This window comes from Streptomyces brasiliensis, assembly GCF_014647875.1.
Taxonomy (GTDB): Bacteria; Actinomycetota; Actinomycetes; order Streptomycetales; family Streptomycetaceae; genus Streptomyces; species Streptomyces brasiliensis.
Map to the genome: position 1 here is coordinate 239,225 of NZ_BMQA01000008.1, position 18,512 is coordinate 257,736.

An 18,512-nucleotide genomic window follows, 5' to 3' on the forward strand; every position below is an offset into this window, starting at 1 on the left:
GTGGGACCCACGTCACAACCGCCGCAGCCGCCCCGCGATCACCGCGACATCGCTCTCGCCCCCGGAGGCCACGTCGATGACCAGCCGGTACGCCGCCTCCTGATCGACACCGACGAGACCGACACCGTTGAGAGCGAGGAAGGTGGCGGTCGCCGGCCAGGCGGTGCGCTTGTCGCCGTCGACGAGGGGGTGGTTGGCGGCGAGGGCATGCAGCAGCGCGGCGGCCTGCTCATACAGGTCGCCGTAGGCCGCCGTACCGAACATCCGTGCACGGGGCCGGTGCACGGCCGGGGCGAGCAGCCCCGGCTCCCGGGTCTCGGGCGCCGTATCGCGGAAGGCGACCTCCGCGAGGGCGGTGACCTCCGCGACTGTGAGGTGACGCGTCATTCGCCCAGCCTCCTCAGCAACTCGGCGTGGTCCCGCGCGATCCGCTCGGCGACGGCCCGTACGGCCAACCCCTCCTCACGCAGATACCGGCGCACGGCCTCCGCCGCCACCTCCTCCGGCAGGCATCCCCGGGCGTCCGCGGAGTCGGCGAGGGCCTGGTGAGTGGCGGGGTCCAGGCGCAGGCTCAGCTGGTTCATGCGGAGAACCCAGGCCACGCCCTCGGGGCGCTGAGACCGATTTGTCGCGACTCAGCGGCCCCGCAGCCGCGTAGTCACCCAGGCCCCCACCAGCGCCACCCCCGCCATGGGCAGGAACACCGCGGCGAAGGCCGCCGGGTGGGCGCCCGAGCCGGCCTGCGCCGTCATGCTGCCGCCGCCCAGGGACGCGAACGCCGCGCCCGTCGCCGCCAGGAGGACCACGTTCGAGAGAGCGTCCGAGATCTGGAAGGCGGCGGAGTTGGCGCCGGCCTCCTCGGGAGCGGAGAGCTGGAGCAGCAGCACACTGCTGGAGGAGATCACCAGGCCCATTCCGAAGCAGCCGAAGCCCCAGGCGACCGCGACGATCCACACCGGCACGGCGTGCAGGAGCACACTCGGCGCCGTGACGATGGCCGCCGCGACCAGCACCATCCCCACGGTCATCAACCGCTCACGGTACGGCTCGACCCGCGCCCGCGCCTGCACCCACGACCCCAGCGCCCACGTCCCGCCGCCCGCCGCCAGCGAGAACCCGGCCAGCGTCGGCGACAGCCCCCGCTGCGTCACCAGCATCAGCGGCACGAACGACTCCGCGGCGACGAACGACCCCGCGGCCACCCCGCGCAGCAGCACGACCGAGGGCAGTCCCCGCGCCGCCCGGTACGTCCCGCGTGGCAGCAGGCCCAGTACCGCCGGTCCGAGCAGCGCGGCGCCGGCGGCACCGGGGACGAGGGAGATCCAGCGCTGGTCCTGCGCGGCGTACTGCAGCAGCCCCGCGCCGACCGAGATCGCGAGTGCGAGCCGGATGCGGCGCCGGTCGAAGGACGCGGCAGGTGCCCCCTCCGCCACGGGCCCGGCCGCCCGCCGCCGGATCTGCGGCAGCGCGAGCGCGAGCGGGAGCACGACGAGCACCGGGATACCGAGGAACACCCAACGCCAGCCGAGGTTCTCGGTCACCGCGCCGGCGGCCAGCGGTCCGACGATCGACGGTACGACCCAGCCGGCCGCGAACGCCGCCATGATGGCCGGCCGCAACCGCTCCGGATAGGCGCGTCCGACGACGACGTACAGCGCGACGATCACCAGCCCGCCGCCGAGTCCCTGCACGGCGCGGCCCAGGATGAATACCCACATCGCGCCCGCGGAGCCGGCCACGACCAGGCCCGCCGCGAAGGCGGCGATCCCCGCGGTCAACGGTCCGAACGGCCCGCGCCGGTCGGACCACTGCCCCGAGAACACCATCCCGAACAGGCTGGTGGTGAAGTACCCGGAGAAGGCGAAGGCGTACAGCGAGACCCCGTCCAGTTCCCGGGCCGCGACGGGCATCGCCGTCCCCACGGCGGTCGCCTCGAAGGCGATCAGCAGGACGACGGAGACGATCCCGACGCTGAGCGCCCGGTACGCCCTCCCCAGCACCCCGTCGTCAGCTCTGCCGACGGGTTCTTCCGCGACTCCGGTGTCGCGCGGCTCAAGGGCGGTCATGTCGGCCAGCGTAAGACCCGCAACCCGCGTCGGCCCCTGTCGCAGGTCCCTCCCGGCCTGCGACCTTGGTCGTACACCCCCCTTTCATGAACGCAACATGGCAGTCCCGTTGCAGCCCCCGCCGCTCCCTTGAGCCACTCCCGCACGGCCGCCTACGGTCAACTCATCAACACGGCCGTGTGCCCGAGTGGCTTAGGGACTCGCCCGCGCCGCATCCATCAGCGAGCTCCGCTCGCGGGGAGGCACGTGGGTTCAATTCCCGCCACGGCCGTGGAGATACGAAATGGAACACGGCCGTGTGCCCGAGTGGCTTAGGGACTCGCCTGCAAAGCGAGGTACGTGGGTTCAATTCCCGCCACGGCCTCTACTGCCTTGACCAGGCAAAACGGAGGGGCGGCAGCCCTGTTGGGCTGCCGCCCCTCCGCTCGTCCGTCTCGGTTTCCGTCTCAGTCGACAGCAAGTCCCTACCTGTGCGGGTCCGGGCTCCGCTCACCAGGAGTCGTCGTCTGGTTGGGCACTTGGCGATCGACTCAGGCCTGGAGACGTGGAAGATCCACGTCCTCCAAGTCCTGGGGCGGAACGAAACCGCCACCGTCGGCAACTCCTGTCCGCTGATTCGCATCACCTGTGTCGACCTCGCGGAGGGACCCGTCTCGCGTGCGCTGCCAGTGCGTCCCCTCGGCATCGCGGAAGGCGATACTGACGCCGACGATGTGCTCCATGACTGGCGCGGCGTCGGGGGCCGCATCCACGTACGCGCTGGCAATCATGGGTTCTTGCGTAGGCGGGAGGATGACACGATTCTGCCAGCGGATCGGGCGGTCGCTGAAGTCGACCCAGACGAAGACTCTGACCTCATACACGGGTAGGCGAGAGCTGTTCACCAAGTAGATGTCGGGAAAGAAGCTCTCACGGCTTACAGCCACACTTGTCACCAAGAGGCCCGAGCGGTTGCCACCACCCGAGCGGTTGCGACCAAATGGTCGCCCGACCCAGACGGCCACGCTGGAGGCCTGATCCGCTTGCCGCCGACGTTCCTGCTCGCGATCCCGATCGCGCTCGACTCGGATCATGTGAAATGCAGCGCGCGCTCCATAGACGGCGGCTCCCAGTGCTGCCCATGTGCCCACGGCACCGACCCACGCGGCGAGATCTGCACTCGACGGCATCAGCCCTCCCCAAAATGGCGGCACAAACGTACCGCCGATCCACCTCCATGAAGGAGTCGTAAATCTGGACGGGTCTTCCGGGGCGCGGCCGTTGCCGCGCCCCGCCGACGGCGGTAGGACAGGTAGGTCCGTACGAGGACGGTGTGGGTGTAGGCCGCTGGGTCGTCCACCTGCGCGATCTTGCGTCAGTTGGCATACATCCGGCCCAGCGTGTCCTGCACCAGGTCCTCCGCGAGGTGCACATCACCGCTGGTGAGCACACACAGAGCGGAACAGACATGCAATTCTCCGCACCGAGATCGCGTCGGACCGATCCGTCAGCCACTTGACGTGCGCCTTCGGCCCCGGACGCGGGATGCGAGGGCCCGACCTGCCACCGGGCAGGGCGAGGTACGTGGGTTCGATTCCCGCCACGGCCTCAGGTGCGGGCGGTGTGCTTCAGAGCACGCCGCCCGCTTCGTCCTGGAACAGTTCCGTCCAGTAGTGCCAGGGCGCGTCGGACGTGAGGCCCGTCGGGTCGATTGTCGACAGGACCTGGATCATCGTGGCGGCCAGCTGGTCGTAGGCCTCGGTCGTGAGCTCGTTGCCCAGGTGCTCGTCGATCGTGTGCTCGTGGTGCAGAAGCCAGAGCGTGAAGGCGAGCGTGGAGACGTCCGTGTTGAGGGGGTACAGCGCAGCCTCGGGCTCGCTGAAGTTCAGCACCGCGCCCGTCGAGCCGTCGATCACCAGGCTGTTGTCCTCGACGAGGTAGCCGAGGCGTATCAGCCGGTCCGCGTGGGCGGGGAGGTCGTCCAGGTCGTACTCGCCGGAGCGCTCCTCCGTGTAGTACTCCGTCAGCGTCGGCAGCGGCACGTCCGTGTCGACGTGGAACAGGAGCGCTTCCTCCGGCAGCCCAGCCTCCCGCAGGAAGCGCCGAGTCGGCTCGTGCGTGAGCGCGGCGGGGAAGTCCATCTCCTCGAAGCGGACCATCCGGCCGGGGCCGAACTCCTGGTCCAGGAGCCGGGCCGGCAGGTCCAGGGTGAGTCCGGAGTCCGTGCCGGGGCCGGCGATCAGGGCCAGCGGACGGATCAGCGCGGCCGCCTTCCAGTACGGCGGGACCTCTCCGCCCGTGCCCTCCTCGAAGAGCGCGAGGAGCCGGCGGGACGCCTCGGCCACCGTCTTCGCGCCGTACTGCCCCGCGAAGGAGGCGAACCGGCCGCGCAGACCGGCCAGTTCCTCCGTGACGGCGGCGAACCGCAGCAGCACTTCCAGCGAGGGGGCGAGCGGGCGGCTGTCCGCCGGGAAGAGGAGCGAGGTCGTCCTGATCTCGCCCGTGCTCCCGTCGAGCAGGATGGACTCGGCCTCCATGCCCGCGGGGGCCAGCAGTTGCCCTATCACCAGCCGGTCCCGCAGCTCCTCGGCGAGCCGGGCGGGTCCCTCGGTTACGTCGGCGAGCGTGCGCAGTCCCGCCGTGCGCAGCGCCGTGAACGTCAACAGGCCGCTGTCGCCCGGCAGTCCGGGCCCGGTCAGCAGTCCGCGTGTCGGCGCGTGCGTGACGTACGCACCGAGTTCGTCCTCGGTCAGCGTGATCGCCGCGACTGCGGCGTCGGTCGTGCTCATCGCTCCCCCGCGATTTCAGTGGTACGTCGGTGCATCAGGTGCGTGGACACGTCGTGATCCACGTGCGGTCGTCGTCCCGTCCGTCGTCGGAAGCGACCGGGTTCCCCACTTCCCGGAACACTACGCCACCCCACTGACAACGCCCCCGTACCAAGGACGCCCGAGGCCCGGCGCACGTTCCCCCGCGGCCGACCCAATCACTACCGGCCGGCCCGGTCCCAGGCGGCGCGCCCGCAGTTCCCGTGTCTCAGGTGAAGTAGATGCCGCCCAGCACGACGACGACCGCGGCGAACACGAACAGCAGGATCCACAGCAGCAACTTGCCGACGCTCGGCGGCGGTTCGTAGCGGTCCGGGTCCTGCGGTGTGCTCACTGTCCCGTCACCACCGCCGCCTGCGGACGGATCGGGAGGCGGTTGACCGGGCGGCCCGTCGCGGCCCGTACGGCGGAGGCGACGGCCGCCGGGGAGGTCACCACCGGCACCGCGCTGACCGACTTGGCGCCGAAGGGGGCGACGACGTCCCGCTCCTCGACCAGCTTCACGATCCGGATGTCGGGCGCGTCCAGGGCCGTGGCGAGGGAGTAGCCCGTGAGGTCGGGGTGGCGGATCCGGCCGCGCGGGGTGCGCAGGTTCTCCGTGAGCGCGATGCCGACGCCCTGGGTGACGCCCGCCTCGATGCGCGCGGCGAGCTGCGCCGGGTTGAGGACGCGGCCCACGTCCTGGGCGACGGCCAGCTCCACGACCCGTACCGAGCCCAGTTCGATGTCGACGTCCACCACCGCGCGGACCGCGCAGAACGCGAGCCCGACGAACGCGTCGCCCTGGCCGGAGTCGTCGAGCGGCTCGGTCGGATGCGGGCGGCACTGGGCCGTGGCCCACAGTTCCTTGCCGTCCATCGCCTCCGTCACGGTCGTCGACAGCACGCCGTCGTACGACGTGATCTTGCCGTCGGTGATCTGGAGCAGCTCGGTGGACATGCCGAACTTGTGCGCCAGGGGCTGCAGAAGCTGGGTGCGGACCATCTTCGCCGCGCGCTCCACGGCGCCGCCCGACACCCAGGTGTGCCGGCCGCGGCAGCCCGGGCCGGCCGGGGGCTGGTCGGTGTCGACCGGGGCCACGTGGACCTCGTCGATGCCGAGGGTCTCCTGGACGATCTGCCGGGCGAGCGTGGTGAAGCCCTGGCCGGTCTCGACGGCCGCGCAGAGCACGGTCGCGACGCCGTCGTGGACCTTCACGGTCGCCGTGGAGACCTCGTCGGCGCCCTCCGCGCCGAGCATGTGCACCATGCCGAGGCCGTAGCCCACGCCCCGGCGCACCGCGCCCGGTTCGCCCGCGCCCTCGGGGCCGCCGGGCAGCAGCCACTCGTCCTCGGGGGTGTCCTTGGGCAGGGCCGGGAGCGGGAAGTCCCGTACGGCCTGCAGGAGTTCGGCGACCGGTGCCGGACAGGTCACCGTCTGGCCGATCGGCAGGACGTCACCGGTGGCGAGCGCGTTGCGCAGGCGGATCTCCGCCGGGTCGAGGCCCAGCTTCTTGGCGAGCTTGTCCATCTGCGCCTCGTAGGCGGCACACACCTGCATGGCGCCCTCACCGCGCACATGGCCGGAGGGCGGGTTGTTGGTGCGTACGGCCCAGCCCTCGATGAAGGCGTTCGGGACGACGTACGGACCGCAGGCGAAGGAGACGGCGGCGGCCAGGGCCTCGGCGGAGGTGTCGGCGTAGGGGCCCGCGTCGAGGAGGATCTGCGCCTCCACCTTGACCAGCCGGCCCTCGGCGTCGGCGTGGTGGCGGTAGCGCAGGAGGGTGGGGTGCCGGTGGGCGTGGCCGAGGAAGGACTCCTCGCGCGTGGCCGTCAGTTTCACCGGGCAGCCGGTCTTCAGGGCCAGCAGGCCGAGCGGGAGCTGGAAGCCCCGGTCCTCGCGGTCCGCGGTGGCGCCGGGCACACCCGTGACGACGATCTTCACCTGATCGGGGGACAGCCCGTAGCAGGCCGCTGCGGTGTCGCGGTCGGCGTGCGGGTCGGTGGACGCTGTGTAGAGCTCGACGCCGCCGTCGGGACGCGGCACGGCGAGGCCCGCCTCGGCGCCGATCGGGGCCGGGTCCTGGCGGCCGATGCGGTACTGGCCCTCGACGACGATGTCCCCGGAGGCGTCCGGGTCGCCGTGGCGCAGCGGGATGTGCCGGATCAGATTGCCGTCGGGGTGCAGGGGTTCGGCCTCGAAGGACTGCTCCGGGTCGGTCACCGGGTCGAGTACTTCGTACTCGACGATGACGGCGGCGGCGGCCATCCGCGCGGTGTCCGGGTGGTCGGCGGCGACGGCGGCGATGGGCTCGCCGTGGTGGCGCACGACCTCGGAGGCGAACACCGGGCGGTCGGCCGTGCCGCGGCCGTGGCGCGGGGTGCCGGGCACGTCCTCGTGCGTGACGACGGCCCGTACGCCCGCCATCTCGCGCGCGTGGGTGGTGTCGATGGAGACGATGCGCGCGTGCGGGTGCGGGGAGCGCAGGACGGCCGCCCACAGCAGGCCCTCGGCCCACAGGTCGGCCGCGTACGGGAACGTGCCCTCTGTCTTGGCGCGCGAGTCGGCCTGCGGCAGGGAGACGCCGAGGCCGTGCGGCAGCTGTTCGGGGGCGGGGGCGGCCTCCGGCGCGGTGGCGGTCTCGTTGCTCACGCCTGGCCTCCGTCCTGGCCGTACGACTGACCCTGCCCGTACGACGGGTCCTGACCGTAGGACTGGTCGGGCACCTGGTCGTTCCGGACCGGCGGCGGCCCGGACGCCTCGAACGCCGAGGGGTGGACACCGCCGGCGCCCGGGCCCGCCTGGTGCGGGATACGTGCCTCGTCGGCGTCCGACTCGGCCTCCGCGGCGGCGTGCGCCTCGCGTTCGGCGACGACCTCCTGGACGGCGTCCAGGACGCCCCGGTAGCCGGTGCAGCGGCACAGGTTGCCGCACAGGGCCTGGCGGGTCTCCAGTTCGGTCGGCGCCGGGTTGCCCTCGAGCAGGTCGTGCACGGTCATCGCCATGCCGGGCACGCAGAAACCGCACTGCACGGCGCCGCACCGGGCGAGCGCCCGCTGCACGTCCGAGGACTGCCCGTCGGCCGCGAGGCCCTCGACAGTGCGGACCTCGCTGCCGGCCGCGGTGACGGCGGGCACCAGGCAGGAGGCGACGAGCCGGCCGTCGACCTGGACGTTGCAGGCCCCGCACTCGCCCTGCGAACAGCCGTCCTTGGCGCCCGCGAGGCCGAGCCGCTCGCGCAGCACGTAGAGCAGCGACTCGCCGATCCAGGCGTCGCTGACGGGACGGTCGGCGCCGTTGACGCGCAGCACGTAGGAGGCGAGGGGATGGTCGTCGTGCAAGGCCGCGGACGGTTCGGCCGAACTCCCGGAGTCGTCGCCCGTGGTGGCCGCCTCGGCGCCTTCCGGAGCGTCGTCGGCATCGTCGGTCGTCTCCGGCCCGGCGGAGGCGTCCTCGGGCCCTTCAGGGGGCTCAGGGGCACCATGCGCACTCCCGGCGGCCTCGGCCGGACCCGCCGGCTCGGGGGCCCCGTCGGCCTCCTCGGTGAACCGTTGCGCGTCCGGCGCGTCCCGGTCGTCCGCGCGCGGGACGCCCGCGCCGTACGACTGCGGGCTGTCCGGGTACGCCCCGGTCGGCGCGACGTTCTCCGGTACGGCGTCCCGCGCGGGGTCCGCCGGGTGCTCCTCGGCGGGCGCGGGCGCCGTCGGCTGCGCGTCCCAGGACTGTCCCGCGCTCTCGGTCGCCCAGGGCGCGGTGGCACCGCCGGGGAGGGTCGCCGGAGGGGTGCCGCCCCACTGCTCGACGAGGGACGACGTGGTGAACTCGCCCGATTCGTCCGGAAGGTCACCGCCCGCCACGGGAATGGACCACTGACCGGTCACGTCGTGACCGGTCGCCGGCGCGGCGGGCACCGCGGGCACCGCGGGCTCTTCGTAGGTCCACTGCTGGGTCGTGGCGGGGTTGTACGTGAACCGGTCGTCGGCGCCCGGCTCCTGGGGCGCGGCGTTCGGGTCGGGCCACTGGCCGCCGTCGGCCGGCATCGTCCAGGCACCTGTCGACGCCGGATCCGTGTCGGCGCCGGTCTCGGGCGACACCGTTATCGGGGGCGGCACGTACCCGTGGCCGGGCGCGGCGAGGAGGGCGTCGATGCCGCCCTCGGGGAGTTTCACGAACGCGGTGGCGCCGTCGTCGTACTCGCCCTGGGGCAGCGGATCCCAGCGGCCGCCACCCTGGGGCGCACCCTCTCCGTGCTGGTCGTCGGTCACGACAGCGCCCTCCCCAGTGCTCGTCGGGCCAGCGCGGCGACGGTGCGCCGCAGGTGCAGTACGGCAGGCGGCAGCTGTGGCACCGAGCCGTCGGGTTCCGGGGCCGGATCGGGGATGCAGGCCGCGGCGACGTACTCCCCGAAGGCGTTCAGCGCCTCGGGGACGATCGCACGGTCGTTGTCCCAGTCGATGAGCTGGGCGACCCACTGCTCGGCGTCCAGGGGCCTGAGCGGCATCGGCGCTATGGCACCGACGGCGCACCGCACTCCACGCCGGGCGGGGTCGAGGACGAGCGCCACGGAAGCCACCGCACGGCCCGGTCCGGTACGTCCGGTCGCCTTCAGGAAGACCTGGGGGGCGTGCAGCAGCGGCACGCGCACGTAGCCGATGAGTTCGCCGCCGCGCAACATGTCCACGCCCGCCAGCAGGTGCGACACCGGAATCTCGCGGCGCGTTCCCTCCTGGCCCGCGATGATCAGCGTCGCCTCCAGCGCGGCCAGCACGGGGAGCGCGTCCCCGGTGGGCGAGGCCGAGGCGATGTTGCCGCCGAGGGTGCCCGCGTTGCGGATGTGCGGAGGTCCGGCCGCGCGGGCGGCGGCGGCGAGCGCCGGGATCAGGGCCGCGAAGTCGGGGCGGCCCATGCGCGCGTGCGTGAGACCGGCGCCGAGGAGGGCGTGTCCGTCCTGGTACTGCCAGCCGCGGATCTCGCTGATCCGGCCGAGGCCCACCAGGGCGGCGGGCCTGAGCTGTCCGGAGTTGACGGCGGCCATCAGGTCGGTGCCGCCCGCCACCGGGACGGCGGTGGGCATGGCCGCGAGTGCCGCCACCGCCTCGTCCAGCGTCGTGGGCAGCGTGACGGCCTGCGCCGCCTGCGGTGCGTGCGTGGTCAAAACCGGCTGCCCCTTCCCGCTGCCCCACCTGGTCCCACCTGTTGCTGCCGTACGGTACGTGCTGACAGGGCGGACGTGGCAACTCTGGCACATCTTCGCAAGTGCCGAACGCGGGGGTCCGCTAGGAGGCATTCGCCCCCCTCACCAGCGAGATGTTCTGATTTCGTACGGCATCACCGGTGCACGCCGATTGACTCTCTTCGGTGATCTCCGGGAGTTTTTTCCCTTACCTGTTCGAGGCGGCTACCGGTGGGGCGGCGGGCCGTCGATCGGCCGGCCGAGCACTCCGGGGCGCCGCTGCCAGGGGCGGGGTCCGGTGGGCGGGCGGTAGGCGACGCCCAGGGCGTCAAGTCGCCGGTAGTGGGCGGCCATCCGCTGTTCGAAGCCGGCGAAGTCCCGTCCCTCGGGGGCGGGCAGCCGGCTCCAGGCGACCTCGGCGAACGCGGCCAGCCTGGGGAACGTCTGGTAGTCCACGCGCGCGTGGTCCTCCATCACCTCGGTCCACACGTTGGCCTGGGTGCCCAGCACATGGCGTGCCTGCTCCTCGTCCAACTCCCGTGGAACCGGCTCGAACCGGTAGACGTCCTCCAGGGTGCGCACGAACCCGATCGGCACGGGTTCGTCCTCGCCGGCCGCCTGCCGGTGGTCCAGGTAGACGTGCTGCTCGGGGCACATGACGACGTCGTGCCCGGCCCGCGCGGCGGCGATCCCGCCGCCGTAACCGCGCCAGGACGACACGGCGGCATCCTTGGCCAGCCCGCCCTCGAGGATCTCGTCCCAGCCGATGAGCCTGCGCCCGCGCGCGGTCAGCCACTGGTCGAAGTGCCCGATGAACCAGGACTGCAACTCGTCCTCGCCCGCAAGCCCGAGTTCCCTGATGCGCGCCTGCGCGGTGGGCGACCGCTCCCACTGGTCCTTGGGGCATTCGTCGCCGCCGACGTGAATGAACTCCGAGGGGAACAGCTCCAGGAGTTCCTCGAAGACCCCTTCGTAGAAGCGCAGGGTGTTGTCGGTGGGGGCTAGTACGTTCGGAGAGATCCCCCAGGTGTCCAGGACGGAGAGGGCGGTGGTGTCGATGACGTCGGTGTTGCCGAGTTCCGGATACGCGGCGATGGCGGCCTGCGAGTGTCCCGGTACGTCGATTTCGGGGACGACGGTGATATGCCGTGCGGCGGCGTAGGCGACGATCTCCCTGATGTCGTCCTGGGTGTAGAAGCCTCCGTGCGGCTTCTCCTCCCACAGCGGCGAGGCCCGGTGACCGAATTTCGTCCGCGCCCGCCAGGATCCGGTCTCGGTGAGCTTCGGATACCGCAGGATCTCGACGCGCCAGCCCTGGTCGTCCGTCAGATGGATGTGCAGCACATTGAGTTTGTGCGCGGCCATCAGGTCCAGGTAGCGCAGGACGCCTTCCTTGGGCATGAAGTGCCGGGCGACGTCGAGCATGAGCCCGCGCCAGGGGAATCGGGGGGCGTCCTCGACGACCTGGTGCGCGATTCCATGGACGGCGCCGTGTCGCACGGGGGCGCGCCGGAAGGCATCGGGGCCGAGCAACTGGCGCAGCGTCTGGGCGCCCCAGAAGACTCCGGCCGGGTCCCCGCCCCGGATCTCCACGCCCCAGTCGGTGATGACACTGAGCCGGTACGCCTCCGGCTCCAGCGTCCCGTCCAGGTAGAGCCGCACGGAGTTGCGGGCGTCCTCGGGCCCCGCCCGCAGCGGCAGCCCGAGGGCCGCGCCGACGGTGGACCGGAGCCAGTGTTCGGTGCCGCCCGTGTCCGGAGCGGCCCACAGGGTGGTGTCCTGATCGAGCAGGACCGAGCAACGCACGGGGCCCTCGACGGCCCAGGGTGTCGGAATCAGATCCATCACGTCAGTCCTTTACCGCTCCGCCCAGCCCGGAGACCAGTCGTCGCTGTACGAGTACGAAGAAGGCCGGCACCGGAATCGTCATCACCGTGGACGCCGCCATCACGCCGCCCCAGTCCGGCTCGTCCGGCTTGTAGAACACCGGCAGGGCCATCGGCAGCATCGACTGCGAGGTGTCGCTGATGATGAACGACTTGGCGAACAGGAAGTCGTTCCAGGCCGAGATGAAGGAAAACACGCTCGTCGCCACCAGACCGGGCAGGGCGAGCGGGAAAAGGATCTGCCAGAGGAATCGCGCACGGCTCGCCCCGTCGATGTACGCGGCCTCCTCCAGCGCCTCCGGCACCGCTTTCACGAACCCCCGCAGCATCCAGATCGCGAAGGGCAGCGAGAAGGCGATGTGGGGCAGGATCAGCGAACCGAGCGTGTTCAACTGGCCGAAGTCCCGCATGAGGAAGAACAACGGGATCGTGAGCGCCTCCACGGGAACCATCTGGGCCACCAGAAACATGACCAGCAGGGTGGTCCGGAAGCGGAAGCGGAATCGCGTCACGGCGGTCGCGGCGAGGAACGCGATCAGTGCCGAGACGACCACGACACTGCACGCGACGACCGCGCTGTTGAGGAAGTAACGGCCGAATTCCTGCTGCCCGAAGACCCGTCGGAAGGAGGCCAGGGAGGGCGTCAGGGTCCATGGCCGGGGCGTGTCCGACTCGATCTCGCCCACCGGTCTGAAGGCGCTCAGCACCATCCAGTACAGCGGGAAGGCGACCACGACGGCGACCACGAGGGCCGTCGCCTCGGCCGCCGTACGCCCGGGGCGGCGCAGAAAGCCACGCACAAGATTCACGAGGCTCACAGCTCTTCCCCCTGCCGGCGCAGCAGCCTCAGATACACGAGCGTCACGGCGAGCAGGATCAGCAGCATCACGACGCCGACGTAGAGGGGTGCGCCGTAGGCCTTGCCGTCGACCGTGACCGACCGGCGGGCGGTGGGGTCGGTGTCCTTGGCCTCGCTCCAGTCACCGAAGTCCTCGGTGACGTCGAGGAGTCCGTCGTCGTGGACGTAGCCGGCGGTGTCGGTGTTGCCGAACTCCATGACGTCCGGCGCGGACGCCGGGTCGTTGAAGGCGGCCTTGACGCGCTGGGCGCGGGTCTCGACGGGGATGTACTCGACGTGGACCTTCACACCCTTGTGGGCCTTCTCGAAGGCGGTGGTGACGGAGTCGACGACCTTCGCCTTCGGGTCGTTGCCGACCTCGTGGAAGAGCCACACGCGCAGGGTGCCGCTCTTGTCGTCCCTGTCGGAGGCCGAGTTGGAGGAGGTCTGCGGGGCACAGGCGGTGAGGACCAGGGCAGCCAGGAGTGCGGGTGTCAGGCGAGCGGACAGTTTCATGGAGTGGACCCTCCAGGGGTGCATTGCAACATGCGCAATGACGATTTCGCTCTGCACAACACACTGGAGGTTATGAACTGCATGTACATGCCGACAAGAGGTCTCGACCACTCTGTGACCGGCCGACGCACTCCCTGCAACGGCACATCACGACAAAGGCCCCCGGAGCACGTCAAAGCGTGCCCGGGGGCCCTGTGAGTCTCGGCCGGGTGGGGAGGGGGCGGGTTACTTGCCCTTGCCCTTGTCCTTGCCCTCGCCGCCGCCGCTGCCCATGGATTCGTAGATCTCCTTGCACATGGGACACACGGGGTACTTCTTCGGATCGCGGCCCGGCACCCACACCTTGCCGCAGAGCGCCACGACGGGGGTCCCGTCGAGGGCGCTCGCCATGATCTTGTCCTTCTGGACGTAGTGGGCGAAGCGCTCGTGATCGCCGTCGCCGTGGGACACCTGTGGCGTCGGCTCTACGAGGGTTCCCGTACCAGTCCCGCGCTCGGGCTCGAGAGTGCTCATACCGCCAAGGGTACTGAAGCCCTCGGGTATCAGTTGAGCGAAGGGTCGTCCGGGTACGTGGCCACCATCGCCAGTTCGTTGCGCTGGCGGCGCAGCACCTCCCGCCACAGGCGCTCCGGGGACGGCGACGAGACGTCTCCGGGTTCCGACTCGACGACGTACCAGGCGCCCTCCACCAGCTCGTCCTCCAGCTGGCCGGGGCCCCAGCCGGCGTATCCGGCGAAGATCCGCAGGGAGCCCAGGGCCGAGGCGAGCAGCTCGGGCGGTGCCTCCAGATCCACGAGGCCGATCGCGCCGTGCACCCGGCGCCAGCCGACCGGGGTGCGGTCGCCGCTCGCACCGCCGGGAATGACCGCCACGCCGAGCGCCGAGTCGAGTGACACCGGGCCGCCCTGGAAGACCACGCCGGGCTCGCCGGTGAGGTCGGCCCAGCCCTCCAGGATGTCGCCCACGTCCACCGGGGTCGGACGGTTGAGGACGACACCGAGGGAGCCCTCCTCGTCGTGGTCGAGAAGGAGCACCACCGCACGGTCGAAGTTCGGGTCCGCCAGGGCGGGCGTTGCCACGAGCAACCGCCCTGTGAGCGAGGACACCTCGGTCATGCCAGACATGATCCCGCATCTTCCCTTGAATGGGGGAGCCAATGCGGGTACGCGGGTGAACGCAGCTCGAATCGGACGGGCGGCCTGGTAAGGCCACGTTTGACGGCGGTGGTGGGAGTCGGACGGGCGCAAGGGTGTGATACCGGCGCACGGCGCGGGCAGTGACCCCATGTGCCTGACAGGGAACGGTTCGTGTTGTGACACAGCTATGACGTAGCTGGGCCGCACTTGGTCTTACGAACGGGGGGTCGACGGCGATTACTCTGTCTCACTGGCCCTGCCCGACTCCACGGAACGCGAGATTCATGACCGTCAACGGCTCTGACGACGTACTGCTTGTCCACGGCGGAACCCCGCTGGAGGGCGAGATCCGTGTCCGGGGTGCGAAGAACCTCGTACCGAAGGCCATGGTCGCCGCGCTGCTGGGCAGTGCGCCGAGTCGACTGCGCAACGTACCGGACATCCGTGATGTCCGGGTCGTACGCGGCCTGCTGCAGCTGCACGGGGTGACGGTGCGTCCGGGCGAGGAGCCGGGCGAACTGGTGCTGGATCCCACGCATGTGGAGAGCGCGAACGTCGCTGACATCGATGCCCACGCGGGTTCGAGCCGTATCCCGATCCTGTTCTGCGGTCCTCTTCTGCACCGGCTCGGGCACGCGTTCATCCCCGGCCTGGGCGGCTGCGACATCGGCGGCCGGCCCATCGACTTCCACTTCGATGTGCTGCGGCAGTTCGGCGCGAGCATCGAGAAGCGGGCCGACGGCCAGTACCTGGAGGCGCCGAAGGGGCTGCGGGGCACGAAGATCCGGCTGCCCTACCCGTCCGTCGGCGCGACCGAGCAGGTGCTGCTGACGGCGGTACTCGCCGAGGGCGTCACGGAGTTGTCCAACGCGGCCGTCGAGCCGGAGATCGAGGACCTGATCTGCGTTCTGCAGAAGATGGGCGCGATCATCGCGATGGACACCGACCGCACGATCCGCATCACCGGTGTGGACAAGCTCGGCGGCTACACCCACCGCGCCCTCCCCGACCGCCTCGAGGCCGCGTCCTGGGCGTCGGCGGCGCTGGCGACCGAGGGCAACATCTACGTCCGCGGCGCGCAGCAGCGCTCGATGATGACGTTCCTCAACACCTACCGGAAGGTGGGCGGCGCCTTCGAGATCGACGACGAGGGCATCCGCTTCTGGCACCCCGGCGGCCAGCTGAAGTCCATCGCACTGGAGACGGACGTGCACCCGGGCTTCCAGACGGACTGGCAGCAGCCGCTGGTGGTCGCGCTGACCCAGGCCACGGGTCTGTCGATCATCCACGAGACGGTGTACGAGTCCCGGCTCGGCTTCACCTCGGCGCTCAACCAGATGGGCGCACACATCCAGCTCTACCGCGAGTGCCTCGGCGGCTCCGACTGCCGCTTCGGCCAGCGCAACTTCCTGCACTCGGCGGTCGTCTCCGGCCCCACCCGTCTGCAGGGCGCCGACCTGGTCATCCCCGACCTGCGCGGCGGCTTCTCGTACCTGATCGCGGCCCTGGCGGCCCAGGGCACGTCCCGCGTCCACGGCATCGAACTGATCAACCGCGGCTACGAGAACTTCATGGAGAAGCTGGTGGAGCTGGGAGCGAAGGTGGAGCTGCCGGGTAAGGCGCTCGGCTGAGACGCCGGTACGTAGATGGGGCGGCCACCGGTCCCGGTGGCCGCCCCATCTACGTTTCTCACGCCCTCGCAGGCGGTACTTTCCCCCGCTACGAGAGGGTGGCGCCCGAAGGGGCGCGGGGAACTGCGCGACCAGCCGAAGCGGACCTGCAGTTGCGCACGGCGCTCAGGCCCCGCGGCGCCCCACGGCGCTGAAGCCGCGCGGCGCTCGATGCCCCAGGCGCCCGAAGCGGAGCGCTTACTTGCCCTTGGCCGATTCCTTCAGCTTCGAGCCCGCGGAAACCTTCACGCTGTAGCCGGCCGGAATGTTGATCGGCTCGCCGGTCTGCGGGTTGCGCGCGGTGCGAGCGGCACGGTGGGTGCGCTCGAAGGTCAGGAAGCCGGGGATGGTGACCTTCTCGTCGCCCTTGGAGACGATGTCGCCGACAACCTCGGCGAACGCGGCCAGCACGGCGTCGGCGTCCTTGCGGGTCACCTCGGCGCGGTCGGCCAGCGCGGCCACCAGCTCACTGCGGTTCATTTTGTTACTCCCGTGTTCTTCTTGCCGTTGAGGCGTGCCACGCGGCGAAGCCGCATGATGGGCACGGCCAAGCCGATGCTGCCAGGGTCCTCGGACAGTTCCCGGACCCGGGTCCTCCGTAGAACCCTTGCGCCCAGGGACGCATCCTGCCCCTACCTGCGGCGGGAAAGCCAATCCGGCACCCGCAGGAGTCGTGAGAACACCCTTGGGAGTCACACGAAAGGCCTGAGCCTGGCCGTCACCCTAGAGGGCGCCCGACGACGCGCGGTTCCACGACGCGCCGATACGGGGGCCGCCGTGTCGATCCTCACACAGCCCCCGCACTCCGCGCGACGGCTAGGACGCCGCCCCGACCGCCTTCGCGGCCTCGCGCACCGCGCCCGCGACCGCTCCGGCGACCTTGTCGTTGAAGACGCTCGGAACGATGTAGTTCGGGTTCAGCTCGTCCTCGGTCACCACGTCGGCCAGGGCCTGAGCGGCGGCGAGCATCATGTCCGTGTTGACGGTCCGGGACTGTGCGTCGAGGAGACCCCGGAAGACACCCGGGAAGACCAGCACGTTGTTGATCTGGTTGGGGAAGTCGGAGCGGCCCGTGGCCACAACCGCCGCCGTCTGACGGGCGATTGCCGGGTCGACCTCGGGGTCGGGGTTCGCGAGCGCGAACACGATGGCGTCCTCGGCCATGGCGGCCACGTCGACGCCGTCGAGCACGTTCGGGGCCGAGACGCCGATGAAGACGTCGGCGCCGCGCACAGCCTCCTTCAGGGTGCCGGTCAGGCCCTCGTGGTTGGTGTTGTCGGCGATCCAGCGCAGCGGCGAGTCGGCTGCGGCGCCCACCAGGTCTTCGCGGCCGGCGTGCACGACGCCGTGGATGTCGGCGACGACGGCGTTCTTCACGCCCGCGGCGAGGAGCAGCTTCAGGATGGCCGTACCGGCCGCGCCGGCGCCGGACATCACGACGCGAATGCTCTCAACTGCCTTGCCGGTGACGCGAAGTGCGTTCTTCAGGGCGGCGAGGACGACGATCGCCGTGCCGTGCTGGTCGTCGTGGAAGACGGGGATGTCGAGGGCCTCACGGAGCCGCGCCTCGATCTCGAAGCAGCGCGGCGCGGAGATGTCCTCGAGGTTGATGCCGGCGAACCCGGGGGCGATCGCCTTGACGATCTCGACGATCGCGTCGGTGTCCTGGGTGTCCAGGCAGAGCGGCCAGGCGTCGATGCCGGCGAACCGCTTGAAGAGGGCCGCCTTGCCCTCCATGACCGGCAGCGCGGCCTTCGGACCGATGTTGCCGAGGCCCAGCACGGCGGAGCCGTCCGTCACGACCGCAACGGAATTGCGCTTGATGGTCAGGCGGCGGGCGTCCTCGGGGTTCTCGGCGATCGCCATGCAGACGCGGGCCACACCCGGTGTGTACACCATGGACAGGTCGTCACGGTTGCGGATGGGGTGCTTGGACTGCATCTCGATCTTGCCACCGAGGTGCATGAGGAACGTACGGTCCGAGACCTTGCCCAGGGTCACGCCGTCGATGCCGCGCAGCTTGCTCACGATCTCGTCGGCGTGGGCGGTCGAGGTGGCCGCGATCGTGACGTCGATGCGGAGCTTCTCATGGCCGGACGCGGTGACGTCGAGGCCGGTCACCGAGCCTCCGGAGGACTCCACGGCGGTGGTGAGCTGCGAGACGGCGGTTCCGCTCGCGGGCACCTCCAACCGGATGGTCATCGAGTAGGAGACGCTGGGCGCCGTTGCCATGGCCGACTTCCTCTGCTTTCACCGTGTCGCGAGTTGTGCCGTCCGATCGTCGCACCTACCCCCGAGTACGTGCCAACCGCATCGGATTGCGGACGTTTTGTTCACGCACAGATACACAGAGGTACATCTATCGGAAAACTGTTTCCACCATACGAGAGCTGCTCGAACGAAGAAAGAGGCCCACGTCACACACGACGTGGGCCTCTCCT

Annotated in this window: 17 protein-coding genes and 2 tRNA genes; 3 read left to right on the top strand and 16 right to left on the bottom strand. The window is 70.7% G+C overall.

Going from position 1 to position 18,512, the window contains the following annotated elements:
* Positions 1–12: 12 nt before the first annotated feature.
* From IEZ19_RS15575 to IEZ19_RS15585, 3 genes are read right to left on the bottom strand one after another with little or no spacing between them, the layout of a single operon-like run.
* Positions 13–387 carry a type II toxin-antitoxin system death-on-curing family toxin gene (locus IEZ19_RS15575; RefSeq protein ID WP_189311785.1) on the bottom strand — a complete coding sequence of 125 codons (375 nt, stop codon included), beginning with the start codon at positions 385–387 and terminating at the stop codon, positions 13–15.
* Complete coding sequence (locus IEZ19_RS15580) at positions 384–584, bottom strand: hypothetical protein (RefSeq protein ID WP_189311786.1); 201 nt, start codon at positions 582–584, stop codon at positions 384–386. Before IEZ19_RS15580 ends, IEZ19_RS15575 begins: the two co-directional genes overlap by 4 nt.
* 51 nt (positions 585–635) lie before the next feature.
* Positions 636–2,066 (bottom strand): MFS transporter, encoded by a 1,431-nt coding sequence (locus tag IEZ19_RS15585; RefSeq protein WP_189311787.1) that lies wholly within the window; start codon positions 2,064–2,066, stop codon positions 636–638.
* A 173-nt stretch (positions 2,067–2,239) separates the two neighbouring features.
* On the opposite strand from IEZ19_RS15585, the gene IEZ19_RS15590 reads away from it, so the two are divergent.
* Positions 2,240–2,337 (top strand) — tRNA-OTHER (locus IEZ19_RS15590).
* A gap of 21 nt (positions 2,338–2,358) precedes the next feature.
* Positions 2,359–2,430, top strand: a tRNA-Cys gene (locus IEZ19_RS15595).
* Positions 2,431–2,596: 166 nt separating this feature from the next.
* Here IEZ19_RS15595 and IEZ19_RS15600 read toward each other — a convergent pair.
* The 11 genes from IEZ19_RS15600 to IEZ19_RS15645 form a co-directional block, all read right to left on the bottom strand.
* Positions 2,597–3,139 carry a hypothetical protein gene (locus IEZ19_RS15600; protein ID WP_189311788.1) on the bottom strand — a complete coding sequence of 181 codons (543 nt, stop codon included), beginning with the start codon at positions 3,137–3,139 and terminating at the stop codon, positions 2,597–2,599.
* A gap of 534 nt (positions 3,140–3,673) precedes the next feature.
* On the bottom strand, positions 3,674–4,834 hold the full coding sequence (locus IEZ19_RS15605) for an SUKH-4 family immunity protein (protein ID WP_189311789.1): 1,161 nt from the start codon (positions 4,832–4,834) through the stop codon (positions 3,674–3,676).
* 247 nt (positions 4,835–5,081) lie between these two features.
* Positions 5,082–5,207, bottom strand: coding sequence for a hypothetical protein (locus IEZ19_RS52590; RefSeq protein WP_268248633.1), 126 nt, complete (start codon positions 5,205–5,207; stop codon positions 5,082–5,084).
* Positions 5,204–7,504: a xanthine dehydrogenase family protein molybdopterin-binding subunit gene (locus tag IEZ19_RS15610; protein ID WP_189311790.1), complete on the bottom strand. Its 2,301-nt coding sequence runs from the start codon at positions 7,502–7,504 to the stop codon at positions 5,204–5,206. Before IEZ19_RS15610 ends, IEZ19_RS52590 begins: the two co-directional genes overlap by 4 nt.
* Complete coding sequence (locus tag IEZ19_RS15615) at positions 7,501–9,117, bottom strand: 2Fe-2S iron-sulfur cluster-binding protein (protein WP_189311791.1); 1,617 nt, start codon at positions 9,115–9,117, stop codon at positions 7,501–7,503. The genes IEZ19_RS15610 and IEZ19_RS15615 overlap by 4 nt, the downstream gene beginning before the upstream one ends.
* The gene (locus IEZ19_RS15620; RefSeq protein ID WP_189311792.1) at positions 9,114–10,007 is read right to left on the bottom strand and encodes an FAD binding domain-containing protein; all 894 of its coding nucleotides are present in this window, start codon (positions 10,005–10,007) and stop codon (positions 9,114–9,116) included. Before IEZ19_RS15620 ends, IEZ19_RS15615 begins: the two co-directional genes overlap by 4 nt.
* Positions 10,008–10,250: 243 nt before the next feature.
* Positions 10,251–11,870, bottom strand: coding sequence for a beta-N-acetylhexosaminidase (locus IEZ19_RS15625; protein ID WP_189311793.1), 1,620 nt, complete (start codon positions 11,868–11,870; stop codon positions 10,251–10,253).
* Between the two features lie 4 nt (positions 11,871–11,874).
* A complete protein-coding gene (locus tag IEZ19_RS15630; protein ID WP_189311794.1) occupies positions 11,875–12,720 on the bottom strand; it encodes a carbohydrate ABC transporter permease in 846 nt (281 codons plus the stop codon).
* Between the two features lie 5 nt (positions 12,721–12,725).
* On the bottom strand, positions 12,726–13,265 hold the full coding sequence (locus IEZ19_RS15635) for an extracellular solute-binding protein (protein ID WP_268248634.1): 540 nt from the start codon (positions 13,263–13,265) through the stop codon (positions 12,726–12,728).
* A gap of 225 nt (positions 13,266–13,490) precedes the next feature.
* Positions 13,491–13,778 (bottom strand): DUF3039 domain-containing protein, encoded by a 288-nt coding sequence (locus IEZ19_RS15640; protein ID WP_189311795.1) that lies wholly within the window; start codon positions 13,776–13,778, stop codon positions 13,491–13,493.
* Positions 13,779–13,807: 29 nt separating this feature from the next.
* A complete protein-coding gene (locus IEZ19_RS15645) occupies positions 13,808–14,380 on the bottom strand; it encodes a YqgE/AlgH family protein (protein ID WP_189311796.1) in 573 nt (190 codons plus the stop codon).
* A 305-nt stretch (positions 14,381–14,685) separates the two neighbouring features.
* On the opposite strand from IEZ19_RS15645, the gene murA reads away from it, so the two are divergent.
* Entirely contained in the window at positions 14,686–16,032 is a 1,347-nt protein-coding gene (murA, locus tag IEZ19_RS15650) for a UDP-N-acetylglucosamine 1-carboxyvinyltransferase (protein ID WP_189311797.1), read from the top strand.
* Positions 16,033–16,269: 237 nt separating this feature from the next.
* Here murA and IEZ19_RS15655 read toward each other — a convergent pair whose 3' ends face one another.
* Positions 16,270–16,551, bottom strand: coding sequence for an HU family DNA-binding protein (locus tag IEZ19_RS15655; RefSeq protein WP_121893988.1), 282 nt, complete (start codon positions 16,549–16,551; stop codon positions 16,270–16,272).
* Between the two features lie 336 nt (positions 16,552–16,887).
* Positions 16,888–18,303 carry an NAD-dependent malic enzyme gene (locus IEZ19_RS15660; RefSeq protein WP_189311798.1) on the bottom strand — a complete coding sequence of 472 codons (1,416 nt, stop codon included), beginning with the start codon at positions 18,301–18,303 and terminating at the stop codon, positions 16,888–16,890.
* Between the last annotated feature and the right edge of the window lie 209 nt (positions 18,304–18,512).